Raw genomic sequence first — 15701 nt, forward strand, 5'->3', positions numbered from 1 at the left:
CTACCGCTTCGCCGCGGCCAGTTGAGCCTGGCCATCTGTGCGTTCGTCTGTAGATGCTCCCAAGACGATGATCTCGCCTGCCTGAAGACCGCTAAGGATCTGGATGTCCGCGCCGTTGTCGATGCCGACCTGGACCTGCCGGATCTGGACCTCGCCCGTCGCGTCGAGCACCCGGATGCGCGCCGTGTCGCCGGCCCGCGGCGCACCCTCCACAGCGCTCAGCGAAACCAGCACAGCGCCGCTGACCCGGCTCAGGACGATGGACACCTGCGCCGTCATGGCGGGTCTCAACACACCGTCCGCGTTGGCGACGTCGATCAGCCCCGTGTAGTAGATGGCCCCGCTGGTTGAGCTCCGAACGCCTGTGACGGAACTGCCTTCGTTGGCGATAGAAGCGGGGGCTGGTTCGACCTGGCGCAACTCCCCATCGAAACGGCGCTTCGGGGCGCCAAGAATGCTGAACCAGACCGGCATGCCCTTGCGTACACGCACGACGTCAGCCTCGGAGATATCCGCGCGCACCGTCATTGTGTCCAATTGCGCGATCATGACGATGGTCGGCGCAGTTTGCAGGGCATTGACGGTTTGGCCTTCGTCGGTGACGATCGCAACCACGGTGCCGGCGATTGGGGCGGTGATACGGGTATAGCCCAGCTCTATACCCGCGGACTCCAGCGCGACCTGCGCCTGGCTGATCTGAGCGTCCAGCGCCTGGACCTCCGCCCGCGCACTGTCTAGCGTGGCGACAGCCGCGTCATACTGGGCGCGTGGCGTCGAACCGCCTGCCAGCAGCCCACGCTGGCGCTCGAAATCCTTCTCGGCTTTCACCAGACCGGCCATACGCGCGGCGTGGACGGCGCGGATATTGGCCAAGGCGGCCTCCCGGTCCCGCAAGGTGTTGCGCCGGGTCTGGGAATCGATCTCGGCCACCAATTGCCCGGCCTCGACGACGTCACCGATCTCGACCGCCAAACGCTCTACGCGACCGGAGGCCTGGGCTCCGACGCGTACCAATTCCAGCGGTTCGAGCACCCCAGTCGCCAGCACGACCTCTTCAATGTCGCCAGTACGCGCCTGCGCAGTCACCAGTTCAGGCTTCGCCGGCGGACGCAGAAACAGGAGCCAGACGACCAGCAGAACGATAAGGGTCGCCGCCGCCGGGATCAGACGCTTGCGGGTTATGTGTCGTGTCATTAAGTCTTGGTCCGTGCTATTGAAAATTGCGGGCTTTCTCCGTCACGAAAATTGTCCCAACATTACGGGGAGCGGTCGTTGCCGCTTCCCCGGAAGGCGCTTGAAAAAGCGCCGCCGGTCGTCGCGGCTGGCAGTTGGTCAGGAAACCTGACATCACTTGTCCGTTGTCGCGGCTGGTGTGTTTGGCGCACACTGTAAAGTCGACCGATGGACAAAGAATGCTTGCAATGTGGATGGCGTGCCAGAGATTGCCCGCGAGACATTGAGTGCGATCACGGCCATATCGACGAATGAAACCGTCTCATCGACCAGTCGGCACAACCGGCGGGCTCCCTACGGCTGGCGGAAAACGCGCGTGTCGCGCCAGCGCACCGCAAAGGTGCTGCCCTTGCCTGGCGCGGAAGAAAGTTCGACGTAACCGCCATGGCGGGTCACGATCTCGTTGACCATGCTGAGCCCCAGGCCAACACCTGAACCGTGAGGGCTGACCCGGTAGAACGGCTCGAATATGCGCGATTGCTTATCGCCAGCAATTCCGCAGCCTTGATCGGCCACGATCACGCTGCCGTCAGCCTCAATACCGACCGATATCTGTCCCCTTCCACCTCCGTACTGGACCGCATTACGTACCAGATTGATGAATGCACGTTCCAAAGCTTCGGCATCACCAAGAACGAACACGTCTTCCGCGTCGCTGTCGAACGAAATCTCGTAGCCTTTGGCGATGGCCAAGGGAGCAAGGTCGGCGACCGCCTTCGACACAACGCTGTTGAGATCGACAGGTGCATTCTGCTGAGGCTTCTGCCGGTACTTCTCGGTGTCGAGAAGCTGGTTCGCGATCGCTGTAAGTCGCTTGATGGCCATCTGCAGGTGCGTCTTGTCTGCACTTGGTGAAAGGGTATCGATTCTCACCTGCAGAATAGCGATCGGCGTTCGAATCTCATGCGCCGCGTTGACGAAGAAGCGCTCCGTCGCCTCGAAGCCACTATCGAGACGACGCAGCGCCCTGTTGATGTCGCGCACCAGGCGAAGTACCTCATTGGGCAAGCCACGCTCTTCCACCAGGGCGCCACGTGTGTCGAGATCAATCCTGTCGAGACGCTCGGTCAGATCGCTGAAGGACCGCAGCGCCCAGCGTGTGACAAACGGAACGCCGATGAGGGAGATGGCGACGAGGATCAGCGCCGGCACGCCGACGGCAAGGTTACCCAACAGGATGGTCAGACCGTATTGGGACATCGAAACACCGCCAGCAAAAATTGTTGCCTCACCAGCCTGGGTGTCGAACCGCTCCATTCGGGCGACACTCAACGGATCATCCAGATAACCATGTAATTCAACGCTTCTGAACGTCCGCAAAAAAGACGTGCTGTCCGCGATTTTCTCGGGAGGCGCGCCGTGCGCAAGGACAATACCCTTACCCAGGTCTGCCACGAACCACAGGTCAGGCGCGTCCTCCATCATCTCTTTAAGTTTGGTCGTCGGCGCCAAATAGGCCCGGCCATTCGGCTCAAGACGGACGGAGTCTGCGATTTCCTGAGACAGCCAGATGGACGTGATCGCCACATCGGGCTTGATGCCGGAAAGGAGATAGGAAACCAGGCCCAGCGAGACGATGATCGCGCACACCTGCAGGACGATGAAGCCAAGCGTGAATCGCCAGCGAAGGGATGAGTTGGCCGTCCTATTTCTGCTCATGAAGGTAGTAGCCTATGCCACGAATGTTCTTGATGACAATGTCGGCCTCCGCTTCGCCAAGCTTTCGGCGCAGGCGAGACATATTGGACTCCAGTGAGTTCGACTGGATCTCATCGTCAAAGGAATAGACGTGACCCTCAAGGGACGAGCGCAACACGGTACGACCGCGGTTTCTTAGAAGCGTTTCCATGATGAGCAACTCCCGGCGGGTGAGCGCAACCCGGACGCCGTTGACATGCACATCGCATGAAACACGATCGTAGGTGACGTTTCCTGCCGACAAGACGGACGGGCCGGTTGTCGGCGCCCGCCTCAACACAGCGCTCATTCTGGCAACCAGCTCGGGAATTTCGAACGGCTTCGGCAAATAGTCATCAGCGCCGTCATTGAGGCCGGAAATTCGCTGGTCGGTCGACCTCAGAGCTGAGATGATGATTGATCGCGTATTTGAACCCGCGCGACGCAAATCGGCGAGGAACGTACTGCCGTCGCCATCCGGCAGTTGCCGATCGATAAGGACGATATCGTAATCCGCCATAGCGATTGCTTCCCGCGCCGTTGCCAGATCCCCAACGGCGTCAAGAACGATGCCATGCTGCGAGAGGGCAACCCTCAACGCATCCGTCATTTCCGGATCGTCTTCGATAAGTAGAAGTTTCATAGTCGCCTGATCGGTCAAGTCCCGAACTATCATTCCCGATAGTCTTTACAGCAAAACTGCGGCTCTGGTTCAGGTAAACTCGACGGTCGTGACGTCCTGATCGTCAGGTTCTTGACACCATGAAACTGCTGCGGACGTGGAGACCGGAGAAACCGAAGTTCGTTCGGTATCCATCTCAACTTTGACCGTGCGTCGCCCAGGCAGCAATCTTTATCGGCAGCGACCGTAATGATCCCGGTATCTGCAGCCGTAGTTGCGTCGGTCCTGCTGTTCCCAGCGGTCGCGGCGGTTCCTGTCGTTACGTTCGCTGATGTTGCCTACCACGGCCCCTCCCGCGCCACCTGTGGCGGCTCCCACTGCAGCGCCTTCCCAGGTGTCGCTTGCCAGTCCGCCAATGATTGCACCACTGGCCGCACCAATGCCGGCGCCCTTTTCCGTCTGGCTGCACGCTGTCAGCGTCAAACAAACGAGTGCGCCTGAGATTATCCTTTTCATGCCTGTCCTTTCAATCCATCGCCGCTCCGGCCGTCCGTCGACCGTTGAGACGCACCAAGGCGGAGGCATATCGCCACCGAAGGTTACGTGGAAATTACGCAGGAGCGGCGGCGTCACACCGGTCGGAATTGAAAACTCGTGCAGGAAAAACGGGTTCTGTCGCGAACACTTCCGAGGATTCGACGACACAGGGGCGGCTCGTGCTTGGGAGCCGCTATAGAGGACGGAGACGTGTCACTGGGCGGATGTTCGCAAAGCTTCATCGAGCGACCTGCGCCCATTGCCAGCGAGCCAGGACCTGAAGGTGAGCAGGTCGGGGTTGATCTCACGCATGACTTCCAAATCGACCCGCTCTGCAAGTGGACCGTCTTCCAGGCTCTTCGCCATATGCGCGAGATCCGTGTTTGCAGCGAGAACGCTATCAGGAAAACGTTCATAGGAAATTGGACGACCGGCCATTTCGCTTAAGGCGACCTCAAGCTCGCGCCCGGTCAGGCGGTCGCTCGCGATCTTAAGCGTCTTGCCGCCGAAGCGCGGCTTGTCGGCAAGCACGGCAGCAACGAACCTGCCTATGTCTTCCACGGCGGTAAGCTGAATGGAATGGTCCGGTCGGATAAGGGACACCAACCGGTCCTCATCCAGACCGAAGCCGGGTCGCACCAGCATTTCCATGAAAATCATCGGCCGGATGATAGTCGCAGTCATGGCGAGTTCTCGAACATACGCTTCGATACGAGGCTTGGCGTCGAAACGCGGAACGCCTGTCAGTTCGTTCCCCACGCTGGCGCCCGACGAGTAGACAAAATGTTCGATGCCGGTTTCGCCAGCGATATCCGCAATCGAAATACCATGACGGACTTCATCCTCGGCAGCCAGGTTGGCTGGCAATACGCTAAAGACGCCATAGGCGTCTTTCATCGCTGAGCGGATAATATCGGTCTCATCGAATGAACCCTGCACGAGCTCGACGCCTGCATTGCGCAATTGCAGGGACGCGGCTCCGGTAGAATTCAGAACGAGTGCGCGCACGGGCCATCCCGCCTTCAGCAAGGCTTTTGCGACAGATCCTCCCTGTCTTCCGGTGGCGCCGAAAACCAGAATGGGGTGCTTGCTACTGGTCACTTGAAACCCTCACGTTGAACAAGGGCCATCCATATATACGATTGCAGTTCCGTCGGAAGACGGCACATTCTTTAGCATCAGGCACAAGGATGATACCCTTGGACAAAAAGATCGAAGCCAGCACACTTCGTGCATCAAAGAGCGACAGGCTATTCAGGCCCATCCCGTCAAACGGAGTCTGCGGCCTGCTGAGTGACAAGTGGACTGTACCGGTTCTTTGGCGTCTTTCTCTCGCGGACGATCATCGGCTCCGCTTTTCAGCACTGAGAAAAGAGGTCGGCGAAATCACCCAGCGCATGCTGACCCTCACGCTGCGCAATCTCGAGCGCGAAGGATTTATTATACGTCACTATTTCCCTGAAGTGCCGCCGCGTGTCGAGTACGAGCTGACAGAGATCGGGCACGGAGCTTTACGCGCCCTTGAGGGATTTAACTTCTGGGTCCACGATAATCTGAACGCCATCAAGGCACACCGGCGCGCTTACGACCAGGCGGAGCTGTAAATCCAAATCCCCGACCGAATTGAGAGGCTCGGTCCAGGTAACGCTCGGCTGTGTCGGCGTTCCGCATTTCGATTGCTGCCCTGAGCGGCGAGAGTTGAGGTCGTTTCCTAACGGACGGCTAAGGGGCCGGGAAGGGACTGTCCGCTTCTGGAGAGCGAGCCGAGAACGACCAGACAGAGAACTTTAACTACTCCATTCCTGTCTATGGCCCTCCTAAATGGCGGTCACAAGCAAATAGTAAAATATGAATGACGCCAAGTTTATGGGCGCGGCGGCCTTGGCGCCTCGCTATAGAGCGACGGTCTAACGCAGGCTCTCAACGAAGCTTCGCGCCGCTCACGTTCTAGCCGTCGAGACCCCAAAGTTCCGGGTTCCGTCTGAAATACTCGGTCAGCATCTCGGTTAGCACCCGCACTTTCCGCGTGGGATGCTGACCCGGCGGACGGACGACATATGCGGCCCCCGGAGGAACCGGGTAGCGAGTCATAATCGGGACCAGCGCACCGGAGGTCACATATTCATATGTGACGCAATCGGGGAGCCAGGCGATGCCGAGACCTGCCGCCGCCGCCGTGGCAAGCGCGGTGGCGCTGTCGGCCTTGAACCTGCCCTGAGGCTGGACCGTAATAATTTTGCTGCCATCCGTGAACTGCCAGGCTTCCGTTCCCTGCATGAGCGCCTGATGGGTGACGAGTTCGTCCACGGTCTCAGGCGACCCGTGCGCTTTGATGTAATCCGGGCTAGCGACAAGCTTTCCATTAATCGGCCCGACGCGCTTCGCGACCAGGTTTGAGTCCTGAAGGTATGCGCCCCGGATCGCGCAGTCGAAACCTTCTGCGATAAGATCGACGAACCGATCGCTGTAGGACGTATGGATGTGAAGTTTTGGGTGCAGGCTAGCCATTTCCGCAAGTACGGGGGCGAAGTGGGTCGCCCCGAAAGTAAGCGGCACGGCAACTCTCAGGCGGCCGCGCAGCTCACCGGTGGGGAGGATAGCTTCCCTCGCCGTATCGATCTCGGCGCTGGCTCGGGCAGCGTGGTCCCTAAATGTCACTCCCGCTTCCGTAAGCGCCGCGCCGCGGGTCGTTCGTGCAAGAAGCTGAACGCCGAGTTCTGCTTCGATCCGGAAAAGCCGCCGACTGACGATTGACTTGGAGACGCCGAGCCGGCGCGCGGCGGCCGATACGCCCCCTGCATCGGCCACTGCGACGAATGTCCGTAGATCTTCGATGTCCAATTCGGCGTTCCTCGTTTCGCGACACAGCTTGTCTGACTATGGCACTACCGCATCAACGCGTGGAACAGCAAATTGCGTTCAGGCAATGCCGCCTGCTGGCGCATGTCTCCCGCGAACCCACCGCCGTCCATAGCGGCAGAGAAAGGAAGTCTTGATGACCCTTCGCAATGGCCTCGATTCGCTTCTTCGCCCTGAGGATTCGGTCCTCGTTCTGATTGACCACCAACCCTACCAGCTCGCCAACCTGAACAGTCACGATCCGCAAGCGGTGGTCAACCTCACGACCGCGCTGGCGAAGCTGGCAAAAGCCTTCGATGTTCCGACGGTTCTCACCAGCGTAATTGCGGCGCGCGGTGGACTTCTCTTCAAGCAGATCACCGATGTATTTCCGGACCAGGACGTTATCGACCGTACCTGGGTGAACACCTGGCAGGACGAGAATGTGGTGAACGTCGTCAAGGCGACCGGCCGCAAGCAGCTGATCATCGCCGGCCTGTGGACCGAGGTCTGCGTCGCGATGCCTGTGATCCAGGCCGCCGGCGAAGGCTGGGATGTGACCGTGATCACCGACGCGTCGGGCGGGATTTCGAAGGAGTCTCACGAAGTTGCCATCCAGCGAATGATCGCGGCCGGCGCGAACGTGATGACTGTGATGGCGCTCGCTGGCGAATGGCAACGCGATTGGGCGCGCACCGAGCATGTCGAGGATCTGACCGAAATTCTCATCCAGCACTTCGGCGGCAGCGGCATCGCGTATCTTTGGGAGCAGCAGCTTCTCAACACGCCAGTAGCGGGCTGATTCCATCCGGGATGGCGAGCATTTCGGCTGGAGGCGGAATGATCCCCTTTTCAACCTTCGCCATCCCGGCCTCACAACGAAGGCCTCTGCCGAAACAAACCCGTTCATGTGTGACGATTGTGCGTGATCCCACCCGCCTCCTTTTGGACAACGCGCGGAGACTCCCTGCTGCCTCCGACCTTCAGCCTCGGCACTCGCCGCAAGCCTCGCCTTTTCACCGGGCACTGCGTGTGCCGCGGAGTCCGCCACCCATGACACTCCAGAAGGAGAACACACTATGGGCTTCGTCACGACCGACGACGCGTACAGATTTTTTCAGTGACTGGAGTCCCAACGCCGCCCAGTCGGTCGTCTTTCACCATGGCTGGCCGCTCAGTTCCGACGACTGGGACGCGCAGAGCTTTTCTTCCTGTCGAAGGGCTATCGCGTCGTCGCGCATGACCGGCGCGGCCACGGGCATCAGGGCGCGACGCTGATCCGGCGCGTCGCTGACCCAGATGAGATCGGCGCAGTAGCGGCATTCCTCGCATCGAGTGACAGCAGCTTTATGACCGAGAGCGAGGTCTTCGCCGACGGTGGCATCGCCCAAGTTTAACATCGCTGGCGTGCTCGGGACAAGTTGTATATCGACGAGCGATACCGCCCGGAAACCAGCTATTGTTCCGCTGGCTCGCTTATTTTGGCCGCAGATATCCGCGGCGATGAATCACTCTAGCATCACCGTTCCCCAAGCAAGTAATGGCGCAGCGTGAGAACTATGAAAGCCGCTATTTATGATCGCCCCGGCCCGCCGGATGTCCTTCGCTACGTGGATGTGCCAGATCCGGTTTGCCCAAGCGATGGCGTCCTGATCCGCGTCGAGGCTGCCGCTATCGAGGGCGGCGACCTGATCAATCGTGCGTCCACGCCTCCGCCCCCTCCAGCCTTCATCGTCGGCTATGCCGCCGCCGGCGAAATCATCGCGGTCGGAGAGAACGTGAAGAATCGTCATGTGGGCCAGAAGGTGACGAGCTTCGATCTCGCCGGGTCGCATGCGGAGTTGCGTGCAGTTGCCGTCAGCCGGACCTGGCCGGTGCCGGAAGGCCTCGACATGGCCCCAGCCGCAGCCCTGCCGATCGCATTCGGGACGGCTCATCATTGTCTCTTCGCACGGGGTGGTCTGAAGCGTGGCGAAACGGTCCTCATCCAGGCAGGCGCCGGCGGCGTCGGACATGCCGCCATCCAGCTTGCGCATCGGGCCGGTGCGACCGTGCTCGCAACGGTCTCAGGGGTCGAGAGGGCCGAACGCCTCGTCGGGCTTGGCCTCGATCATGCGATCGACCATCGCTCGGTCGACATCGCCGATACGGTCATGCACCTGACGGAAGGTCGCGGCGTCGATCTGGTCGTGGACCCTGTAGGGGCGACCCTGCAAAGCTCCCTTGCTGTGCTGCGCCCAGAGGGACGTCTGGTCTTCGTCGGCAACGCCGGCGGTTCGCGGCTCAATATCGATCTGTGGCCGGCGATGCAGGCGAACCAGTCGCTTTCCGGCGTCTTCATGGGCACGCAACTGGAAAAGCCGGATGTCTATGGCACGGTTTCCCGGATGCTGGATCTCGCAGCGACCGCGGCCCTCAAGGTGATCGTGGACAGGACGTTTCCGCTCGCGGCGGCGGCTGAGGCTCACGCCTATGCCGAAAGCAATTCCATTCTCGGACGCGTCGTCATCGTGCCGGCAGGTCGCTGAAAAATCCCTTCGCTTCCTTTGGCCGAGCATGATTCACTGACATTGACGCGTTCGAAGTCGATGGACGCGTGGCGGCAATGTGACGACCGGTAAGGTCGACTTCTGCTGTCATCGCTGATTGTCAAAATATATCGGGCTATAGTGTGGAATTGGCGATTTCCAGCGCCGCTTGGTGGGTGTGCGGTGATCGGCAATAATGGCGAGTTATAGAGGGCAATTGGCAGCCGATGGCGGGCTGACCGGGTTCGAAACGTGTACGCAGAAATAATCAACTCGCATTTGGACGAGTTATAGCCAATTTCCGTTTTTGGGGATCGGCGGACGTAGCTTTAACGACCGAAAGGAGGGCGCATAGCGGTCGTTCAAAGCCCATACACCACGTCTGCGCAGGTCAAAATCGACCAATCGACCGGAAGCGATTCGAACTTTTCAACGCCAAACGCCCCCGTTTCTACGCTTTTTCGTCCGTTGGTTGTTCCCGCTCTTTGCACGGGCGTACATTTGGCGGTTATGGGCGGCCTTAGAGGGTAATCGGCGGTATTTGGCGCACCCGACGTGATTCGAACGCATGACCCCTTCCTTGACGCAATGTCGAATGCCTTGCCCAGCATCTCCGGCACTGCGATCACGGCCAGATATGGCGTCGCTTTCAAAATCGAGACGAAATAGTTGCCGATCGGCGCGGCGACATTGCGCAGCATCTGCGGAGCCACGATCAGGGCAATGGCATCTCTTTGGCTCAATCCCAAGGCCTTGGCCGCCTCCCCCTTGGGGATGGCGTCGATGCCCGCCTTGAACACCTCGGCGAGATAACCGCTGAAATAGATGCTCAGGCCCATTATGCCCACGACGAGTGCAGGCAGCGTGAGGCCGCAGGCAGGGAGGACGAAGTAGAGAAAATACAGCCACGCAAGCACGGGCGTGGAGCGAATGAAATCGATCGCAAAGCGCACCAGATAGCCGGAAATGAACCCCGTTCGCCGGACCATTTCAAAGCTGAAGCCCAGCAGTGAAGCGCCGACGCAACTCAGCACAGTGACGCCTATTGTGGTGTCGATGACACTGAGAATTTGTGGAACGGCAGAGATGGTAAGGCCTAGGTCAAAATCCATGTGGCTGGCCCCTTTCCGCCCCATTGCGCTGCTCCAGTCGTCGGCCGAGCACGGCAATGGGGTAGCAGACAACGAAATAGGCAAGCAAAAGCGCTGTATAGACACCGACGGGATTGTATTGGAGTTCCGCAATTTCTTTCGCGCGAAACGTCATGTCAGTCAGCGTGACAAGCGACACCAACGCAGTGCCCTTTATCAACTGGATGAATTGATTGACGAAGGTCGGTGCCATCCTGCGCAAGGCCTGCGGCAATTCGATCAAATAGAGGCTGTGTCGGCGTTGCAGTCCGAGCGCCAGGGCGGCGTCGCGCTGCCCGCGATCGAGGGCCTGCAGGCCTGCGCGCACCGCCTGGCTGCCATACCCTCCGGTGTTAAGCCCCAGCACCATCGCGCTCACTGTGATTGCGCGCAGATGAATACCGATGACGGGCAGGACGTAGTAGAAGACGAAGAGAAGGATGATGACGGCCGAGCTTCGCCAGAATTCGATGACCGCGGTGGCCGCCAGATGCACGACGCCTTTCGTCAGGTACTGTGCTACGCCAAAAAACAGGGCAAAGGGCACGGCAAACAGCAAGCCTAGTGCCGTCACAATCGCCGTTATGCGGAAACCTTCGAAGATGCCGATGAAGATTGCAACGCTGGTCACGATATAGGTCCTTGATACTCAAATGCCCCGGTAACCGAAGCCTCGATCTCTGAGATCGAAAACAGTGGGCAACCAACAGGGATCCGGCAGTCCGCACGAGAGGGCTACCGATTCATTTTGGGGACGGTTCAGTCCTGCCCGTCACAGATCTGGGCGCTGGTCAGGTCTGGGGCCTTCTCCTCATCGCTGAAGCCGTTCTTCGCCATGATTTCTGACATCGTGCCATCGAGTTTGAGCGCTTTGAGCTGGGCATTGTAGAGATCGCGCAGATCGGCATCCTGCTTGCGGAACGATCGCCGAATAGCCGTAGCGTTCCTTGCCGTCGTCCAGCGCATCCTGGAAGGGCGATGCGCGCGCGATGCCATGAATGTTGGCGTCCGAGAGGATACGGGCAGCGGTCGGAGCCGAAAAGGCTGCCACATCAATCCTGCCGGTAAGCAGTGCCGCGACATTGGACTGGATGTCGGGAAACAGCAGCGTGCGATCCTCGGGCACGCCGGCGGCGGCCGCATTCTTCGCCGTCGTGCTGCCGCGGCCGACGCCGAACTTGATTTCGGGATCTTGCGCGATCTGTCCGTAGCTGTGGATATTCTTGGGGTTGCCTTCGGCGACAATGGCGGCATCGGCAAGCCTGAGGTCCGGATCACTGAAGGCCACAAGCGCGCACCGCTCTGGCGTAATGTGGAGGCCGGCAGCGATCGCATCGAAACGCTGAGCGTTGAGAGCGGGGATAAGGGCGCCGAATTCAGTGACGATGATATCGACGTCGTAGATGCCAAGGCCCTTGAACGCTGCCTTGACCAAGTCGGGATGAAATCCCTGCGGCTCGCCATCCTTGCCACGAAAGCCCCAAGGTGCGCCATTGGAGATGCCGATGACGATCCTCCCCTCGCGCAAGATACGATCCCGCGTTGTTTCAGCGTGCGAGTGTCCGGTGGAAACGAAGAGCAGCGCGAAACCGGCTGCGAGCGCGAAGTCTCTTGCTCTGGATCGGGGCGTAGCCACTCTGCGGTTCTCCTTCCGGTTGAATCTGGCTACCTGATAGACCAGGTATAACAGCTATGTCAAACTTTTATGAAGAAAATGTTCGAATTTTGTAAAATCGGCGCAAAACCATCCCCGGAGGGCGGTATCGGGATGCTATGGACATGGGCGGCCTCGTGCTATAGGTATTCCTGGTATACCTAGAGGGGGATTGACAATGGTCGGACAAGCGGGAACTGCGTTGCATGAAAATGTTCGCCAGGAGATCACGCGTCGTGTGCGCGCCGGCGAGTATGACGTTGGCCAAGCGCTGCCTTCGGCCGCGGCCCTGGCGGAAGAATTCGGTGTCAGCGCTATCACCATAAAGCGCGCGCTGCGCGACCTCCACCCTGCCGGTATTCTGCGCTCCGTGCCTGGGCTCGGCACCTTCGTCCGGGAGCAGCGGCGGTTTATTCGTGACCTCGACTTCTCGCTTACCTCCTTCGCAGATGCCCTTCGGCTAGGGCTGAAACCCTCCATTCAACTCGTCTCCTTGACCAGGGAGAAAATTCTCGACCCGGCCTTTGACGTGCTGGAGCCACCGGACGGCCTGATGCTGTGTGTGCGCAAGGTCATTTCGGCCGACGATACGCCGATCATGTACGACATCTCCTACCTGCCCGGCTCGCTAAGCGATGAAGTGATCGAAGAATTCGGCAAGAGGTTCATCGGAGACGCGCTGCGTGACCATGGAACTCGGTTCACCAATACCAAATTGCTGATCGATGCTGCGCCGGCGTCAGAGCAGGCACAACAGACCTTTGCGATCGCCAACGGCTATCCAACGCTGCGTCGCCTCTACCGTTTGAACACCACCGAACCGGAGTTTTCCGTGTTCGGTGTCACGGAGTCTCCGTTTGATCGCCTGGCTTGCGTGGTGGAACTCGATGCCGGCGATGAGGGACCAGGCGGCGAACATGAGCAATCGGCCAGATGACCCGGCAGCAGCAAGAGGACGTGCAAGGACGATGAACAGCTTTCCCGTACCCCCCTCCCCCGACGTCCCGGCAGAAGAACGAAGCCTGAGGCTTGCGGCGCTTCGACAGGAGATGGCGCGCGGCGATATCGACTTCGTGGTCCTGACCGACCAGAAGAACATCGAGTATCTCACCGACTACCGGACGCTGTCCTGGGGTTATCACTCCCGTCCCCTATTCGCGGTGGTCGACCAGCGCGACATCCTCATGATTGCCAACAAGATCGAGACCAGAAATCTGGAGGCGAGGCCGCGAAGCTTTTCAATCGTCTACTACACCGGCTACCTTGCCGAGGGCGCATCCGCCATTGTTCAGGAGATTGCCGCACGTGATCCGGCTGCCAGGGCTACAGCCGCGATCGACTACGGCCAGGATATGTCCGGACGCGGGGTCCTGGAAATCGTCGATGGTCTGAAGACACGTGGCAACAGGCTTGAGAGCGCAGCGGACGTGCTGTGGCGGACCCGCATGATCAAATCGAGCTTCGAAGCCGATCTAAAGCGGATCTCGTTTGGCATCGTCAATGCAGCGTTTGACGATGCCGTTTCCGAGGCGCGCCTCGGCATCACCGAAGTCGAACTTTGTCGCCAGATCCAGAGCCGCATCATCTTGAACGGTGCCGAGCGGGCCGACCCCATCGCCATGACATTTTGCAGGGGGCCGTTCAATTATGCACGCCCGCCGGGCATGCAACCGTTGATGGCCGGTCAGTATGCGTGGACGGATTTTCGGTCCACCTATGGGGGCTATCCCGCCGACAGGAACCGCATTGCCCGCGGTGGTCAACCGGAGCGGTGGGAGACCGATGCTTACGAAAGGACCAGGGCACTAACCGTGGCGCTGGCAAACAGCGTGAGGGCCGGAATGACATGCGGCGACATCTTTGCCGGCTTCGAGCGGCTTTGGAGGGACGCAGGACTGCCACCTGCCTACGGGCTTGTTTCTCGCATTGGCCACGGCGGAGGGCTTGATGTCACCGAGCCGCCGTCGATCTCCAAGGACAACCCCGAAGAGGTGAGACCGGGCATGATCCTGCACCTGGAGCCCAAGCTGGAGATCGATGGCGCCGTCTTTCAGTTCGAGGAGGTCATCTATGTCCGAGAGCGTGGCGTCGATTTCCTGAGCGATCTGTCGCCCGAGCAACTGCCTGTCATCAATTGACCCGATCTGCGAAGGCGAGCGCCTGTCCGTTTTCGGGATGGCGTTGCTTGCGAATGTAAGCAAACGAGACCCGAAGCCGTCATATCAAATGCGAGCCAGCGCGCTTCTGGAGGCCAGCAGATCGCCCCGCCAATGAATTCTTGAAAGATGCGCACTCCACCATGCCGGCCACCGAACTGCGAATATCAGACATGAAGCCTTTGATCGCGATCTGCTCGGAGGATGCGGAACTATCTGATACTCAGCTACATTCTAGCGACCGACGGCTTCGCCAGCGCGTTGACCAGCAACGCCGATGAAATGCGCCAACTGGCAGCTCACACTGCCGTCGACGCCTGGGTGCTCGACTGCCGACCGCATAATCAGATGGCAGATAATTGTAGCCTGCTCAGCCAGGACGCGCAGACAACTCCCCTGCCCGTGGTCGCATTGATCGCGCCTGGGGCCGAGAACCAACATCTGGCACCGCTCAAAGCCAGGGTCGACGAGAGCTTCGTCAGGCCGCTGGCGCCTGCGAAATTGCTTGACTATCTGCACTCACGGTTGAGGACCGGCCGACAGGCCCCATCACGATCACCAGGTGCTACGCTGCTGAACTACGGTGATATCGAGATGCACATCGACACGCATCATGTGCGTTGCAACGGCATGGAGATCCCGCTCGGACCGATCGAATTCAAGTTGCTGCGCCATATGCTAGAGAATCCCGGGAAGGTGTTAAGCCGCGATCAGCTGATCGCGGCAGCGTGGCCGAACAACGTCTACGTCGGTCTGCGCACGGTCGACGTCCATATGAGCCGGCTGAGACGGTCGATCAGACAGTCGGCGCATGACGATGTCATACGGACCATTAGACTGGGCGGATACGCGCTCGAGTCGCAAACGGCCTAGGCTTGCTGAGGCAGGCCGATCTCTGTCACGTCCCCTGCCCTAACCGGCGCTCCGATAGTGTGGGTTCGTCGTAGCCCACTTCTGGTCCTCCAGTGTCCGGCACGGCGGATCTGCGCCAAGGCAGCACACTGCGATCCGGGTCAACCCCCCTCCCCCTCAATGCCAGATGGATATCTGAGGAAAGCGAACGTCCAGATGCCGCCCTTGCCGGATGAGAGTTTACTGCCGTAAAAAGCGAAAAATGTTTGAGGGAAAATAAGGTGTTAGTGGCTGGCGCCCAACGCGCCCTGGCTGGGGATGGAGATCCAGCCGCAGATGGGCGGTGCACCGCGTTAACTTTCTGTTAACTCAAAACTTCTTGTCGGATTCTCCGAATCGGAGCTTAATGGCGCTTATTGACGGCATTGCTCACAAAAAGCGCCAATTCGGGTTCCGACAGAAATGACAATGGCC

Annotated in this window: 15 protein-coding genes and 2 pseudogenes; 7 read left to right on the forward strand and 10 right to left on the reverse strand. The window is 59.5% G+C overall.

What is annotated here, in order from left to right:
• The 5 genes from AC07UC_RS35790 to AC07UC_RS35810 all read right to left on the reverse strand — a co-directional run bounded on the left by AC07UC_RS35790 (position 1) and on the right by AC07UC_RS35810 (position 5170).
• Complete coding sequence (locus AC07UC_RS35790) at positions 1–1194, reverse strand: efflux RND transporter periplasmic adaptor subunit (RefSeq protein WP_494909457.1); 1194 nt, start codon at positions 1192–1194, stop codon at positions 1–3.
• 333 nt (positions 1195–1527) lie between these two features.
• Positions 1528–2892, reverse strand: coding sequence for a sensor histidine kinase (locus AC07UC_RS35795; protein ID WP_494909458.1), 1365 nt, complete (start codon positions 2890–2892; stop codon positions 1528–1530).
• Positions 2879–3553 (reverse strand): response regulator transcription factor, encoded by a 675-nt coding sequence (locus AC07UC_RS35800; protein ID WP_494909459.1) that lies wholly within the window; start codon positions 3551–3553, stop codon positions 2879–2881. Before AC07UC_RS35800 ends, AC07UC_RS35795 begins: the two co-directional genes overlap by 14 nt.
• A 210-nt stretch (positions 3554–3763) precedes the next feature.
• Positions 3764–4048 (reverse strand): YMGG-like glycine zipper-containing protein, encoded by a 285-nt coding sequence (locus AC07UC_RS35805; protein ID WP_494909460.1) that lies wholly within the window; start codon positions 4046–4048, stop codon positions 3764–3766.
• 234 nt (positions 4049–4282) lie between these two features.
• A complete protein-coding gene (locus AC07UC_RS35810) occupies positions 4283–5170 on the reverse strand; it encodes an NmrA/HSCARG family protein (protein WP_494909461.1) in 888 nt (295 codons plus the stop codon).
• An 89-nt stretch (positions 5171–5259) separates the two neighbouring features.
• Here AC07UC_RS35810 and AC07UC_RS35815 point away from each other — a divergent pair, with 89 nt between their 5' ends.
• A complete protein-coding gene (locus AC07UC_RS35815; protein WP_494909462.1) occupies positions 5260–5673 on the forward strand; it encodes a winged helix-turn-helix transcriptional regulator in 414 nt (137 codons plus the stop codon).
• Between the two features lie 343 nt (positions 5674–6016).
• On the opposite strand, the gene AC07UC_RS35820 is transcribed toward AC07UC_RS35815, so the two are convergent.
• Positions 6017–6910: a LysR family transcriptional regulator gene (locus tag AC07UC_RS35820; protein ID WP_494909463.1), complete on the reverse strand. Its 894-nt coding sequence runs from the start codon at positions 6908–6910 to the stop codon at positions 6017–6019.
• A gap of 154 nt (positions 6911–7064) precedes the next feature.
• Between AC07UC_RS35820 and AC07UC_RS35825 the strand changes: the two genes are divergently transcribed.
• The 3 genes and pseudogenes from AC07UC_RS35825 (at position 7065) to AC07UC_RS35835 (ending at position 9435) form a co-directional block, all read left to right on the forward strand.
• On the forward strand, positions 7065–7709 hold the full coding sequence (locus tag AC07UC_RS35825; protein ID WP_494909464.1) for a hydrolase: 645 nt from the start codon (positions 7065–7067) through the stop codon (positions 7707–7709).
• Positions 7710–8178: 469 nt separating this feature from the next.
• A pseudogene (locus AC07UC_RS35830) lies at positions 8179–8304 on the forward strand (SDR family oxidoreductase); the annotation flags it as partial.
• Positions 8305–8466: 162 nt separating this feature from the next.
• A complete protein-coding gene (locus tag AC07UC_RS35835) occupies positions 8467–9435 on the forward strand; it encodes a quinone oxidoreductase family protein (protein WP_494909465.1) in 969 nt (322 codons plus the stop codon).
• A 362-nt stretch (positions 9436–9797) separates the two neighbouring features.
• Here the strand turns inward: AC07UC_RS35835 and AC07UC_RS35840 are convergent, their stop codons facing one another.
• The 4 genes and pseudogenes from AC07UC_RS35840 to AC07UC_RS35855 form a co-directional block, all read right to left on the reverse strand.
• Positions 9798–10547: an amino acid ABC transporter permease gene (locus AC07UC_RS35840; RefSeq protein ID WP_494909466.1), complete on the reverse strand. Its 750-nt coding sequence runs from the start codon at positions 10545–10547 to the stop codon at positions 9798–9800.
• Positions 10537–11196 (reverse strand): amino acid ABC transporter permease, encoded by a 660-nt coding sequence (locus tag AC07UC_RS35845; protein WP_494909467.1) that lies wholly within the window; start codon positions 11194–11196, stop codon positions 10537–10539. Before AC07UC_RS35845 ends, AC07UC_RS35840 begins: the two co-directional genes overlap by 11 nt.
• Positions 11197–11324: 128 nt before the next feature.
• Positions 11325–11561, reverse strand: a complete 237-nt coding sequence (locus AC07UC_RS35850) for a hypothetical protein (protein WP_494909492.1) — start codon at positions 11559–11561, stop codon at positions 11325–11327.
• 187 nt (positions 11562–11748) lie between these two features.
• Positions 11749–12201, reverse strand: a pseudogene (locus AC07UC_RS35855) (transporter substrate-binding domain-containing protein); the annotation flags it as partial.
• A gap of 196 nt (positions 12202–12397) precedes the next feature.
• On the opposite strand from AC07UC_RS35855, the gene AC07UC_RS35860 reads away from it, so the two are divergent.
• From AC07UC_RS35860 to AC07UC_RS35870, 3 genes are all read left to right on the forward strand, one after another.
• Entirely contained in the window at positions 12398–13156 is a 759-nt protein-coding gene (locus AC07UC_RS35860) for a GntR family transcriptional regulator (protein WP_494909468.1), read from the forward strand.
• A gap of 31 nt (positions 13157–13187) precedes the next feature.
• Positions 13188–14357 (forward strand): M24 family metallopeptidase, encoded by a 1170-nt coding sequence (locus AC07UC_RS35865; RefSeq protein ID WP_494909469.1) that lies wholly within the window; start codon positions 13188–13190, stop codon positions 14355–14357.
• Between the two features lie 222 nt (positions 14358–14579).
• Positions 14580–15248 carry a winged helix-turn-helix transcriptional regulator gene (locus AC07UC_RS35870; RefSeq protein ID WP_494909470.1) on the forward strand — a complete coding sequence of 223 codons (669 nt, stop codon included), beginning with the start codon at positions 14580–14582 and terminating at the stop codon, positions 15246–15248.
• Positions 15249–15701: the final 453 nt, after the last annotated feature.

The sequence above is a fragment of the Mesorhizobium sp. GW821-FHT04C10 genome (assembly GCF_059420305.1).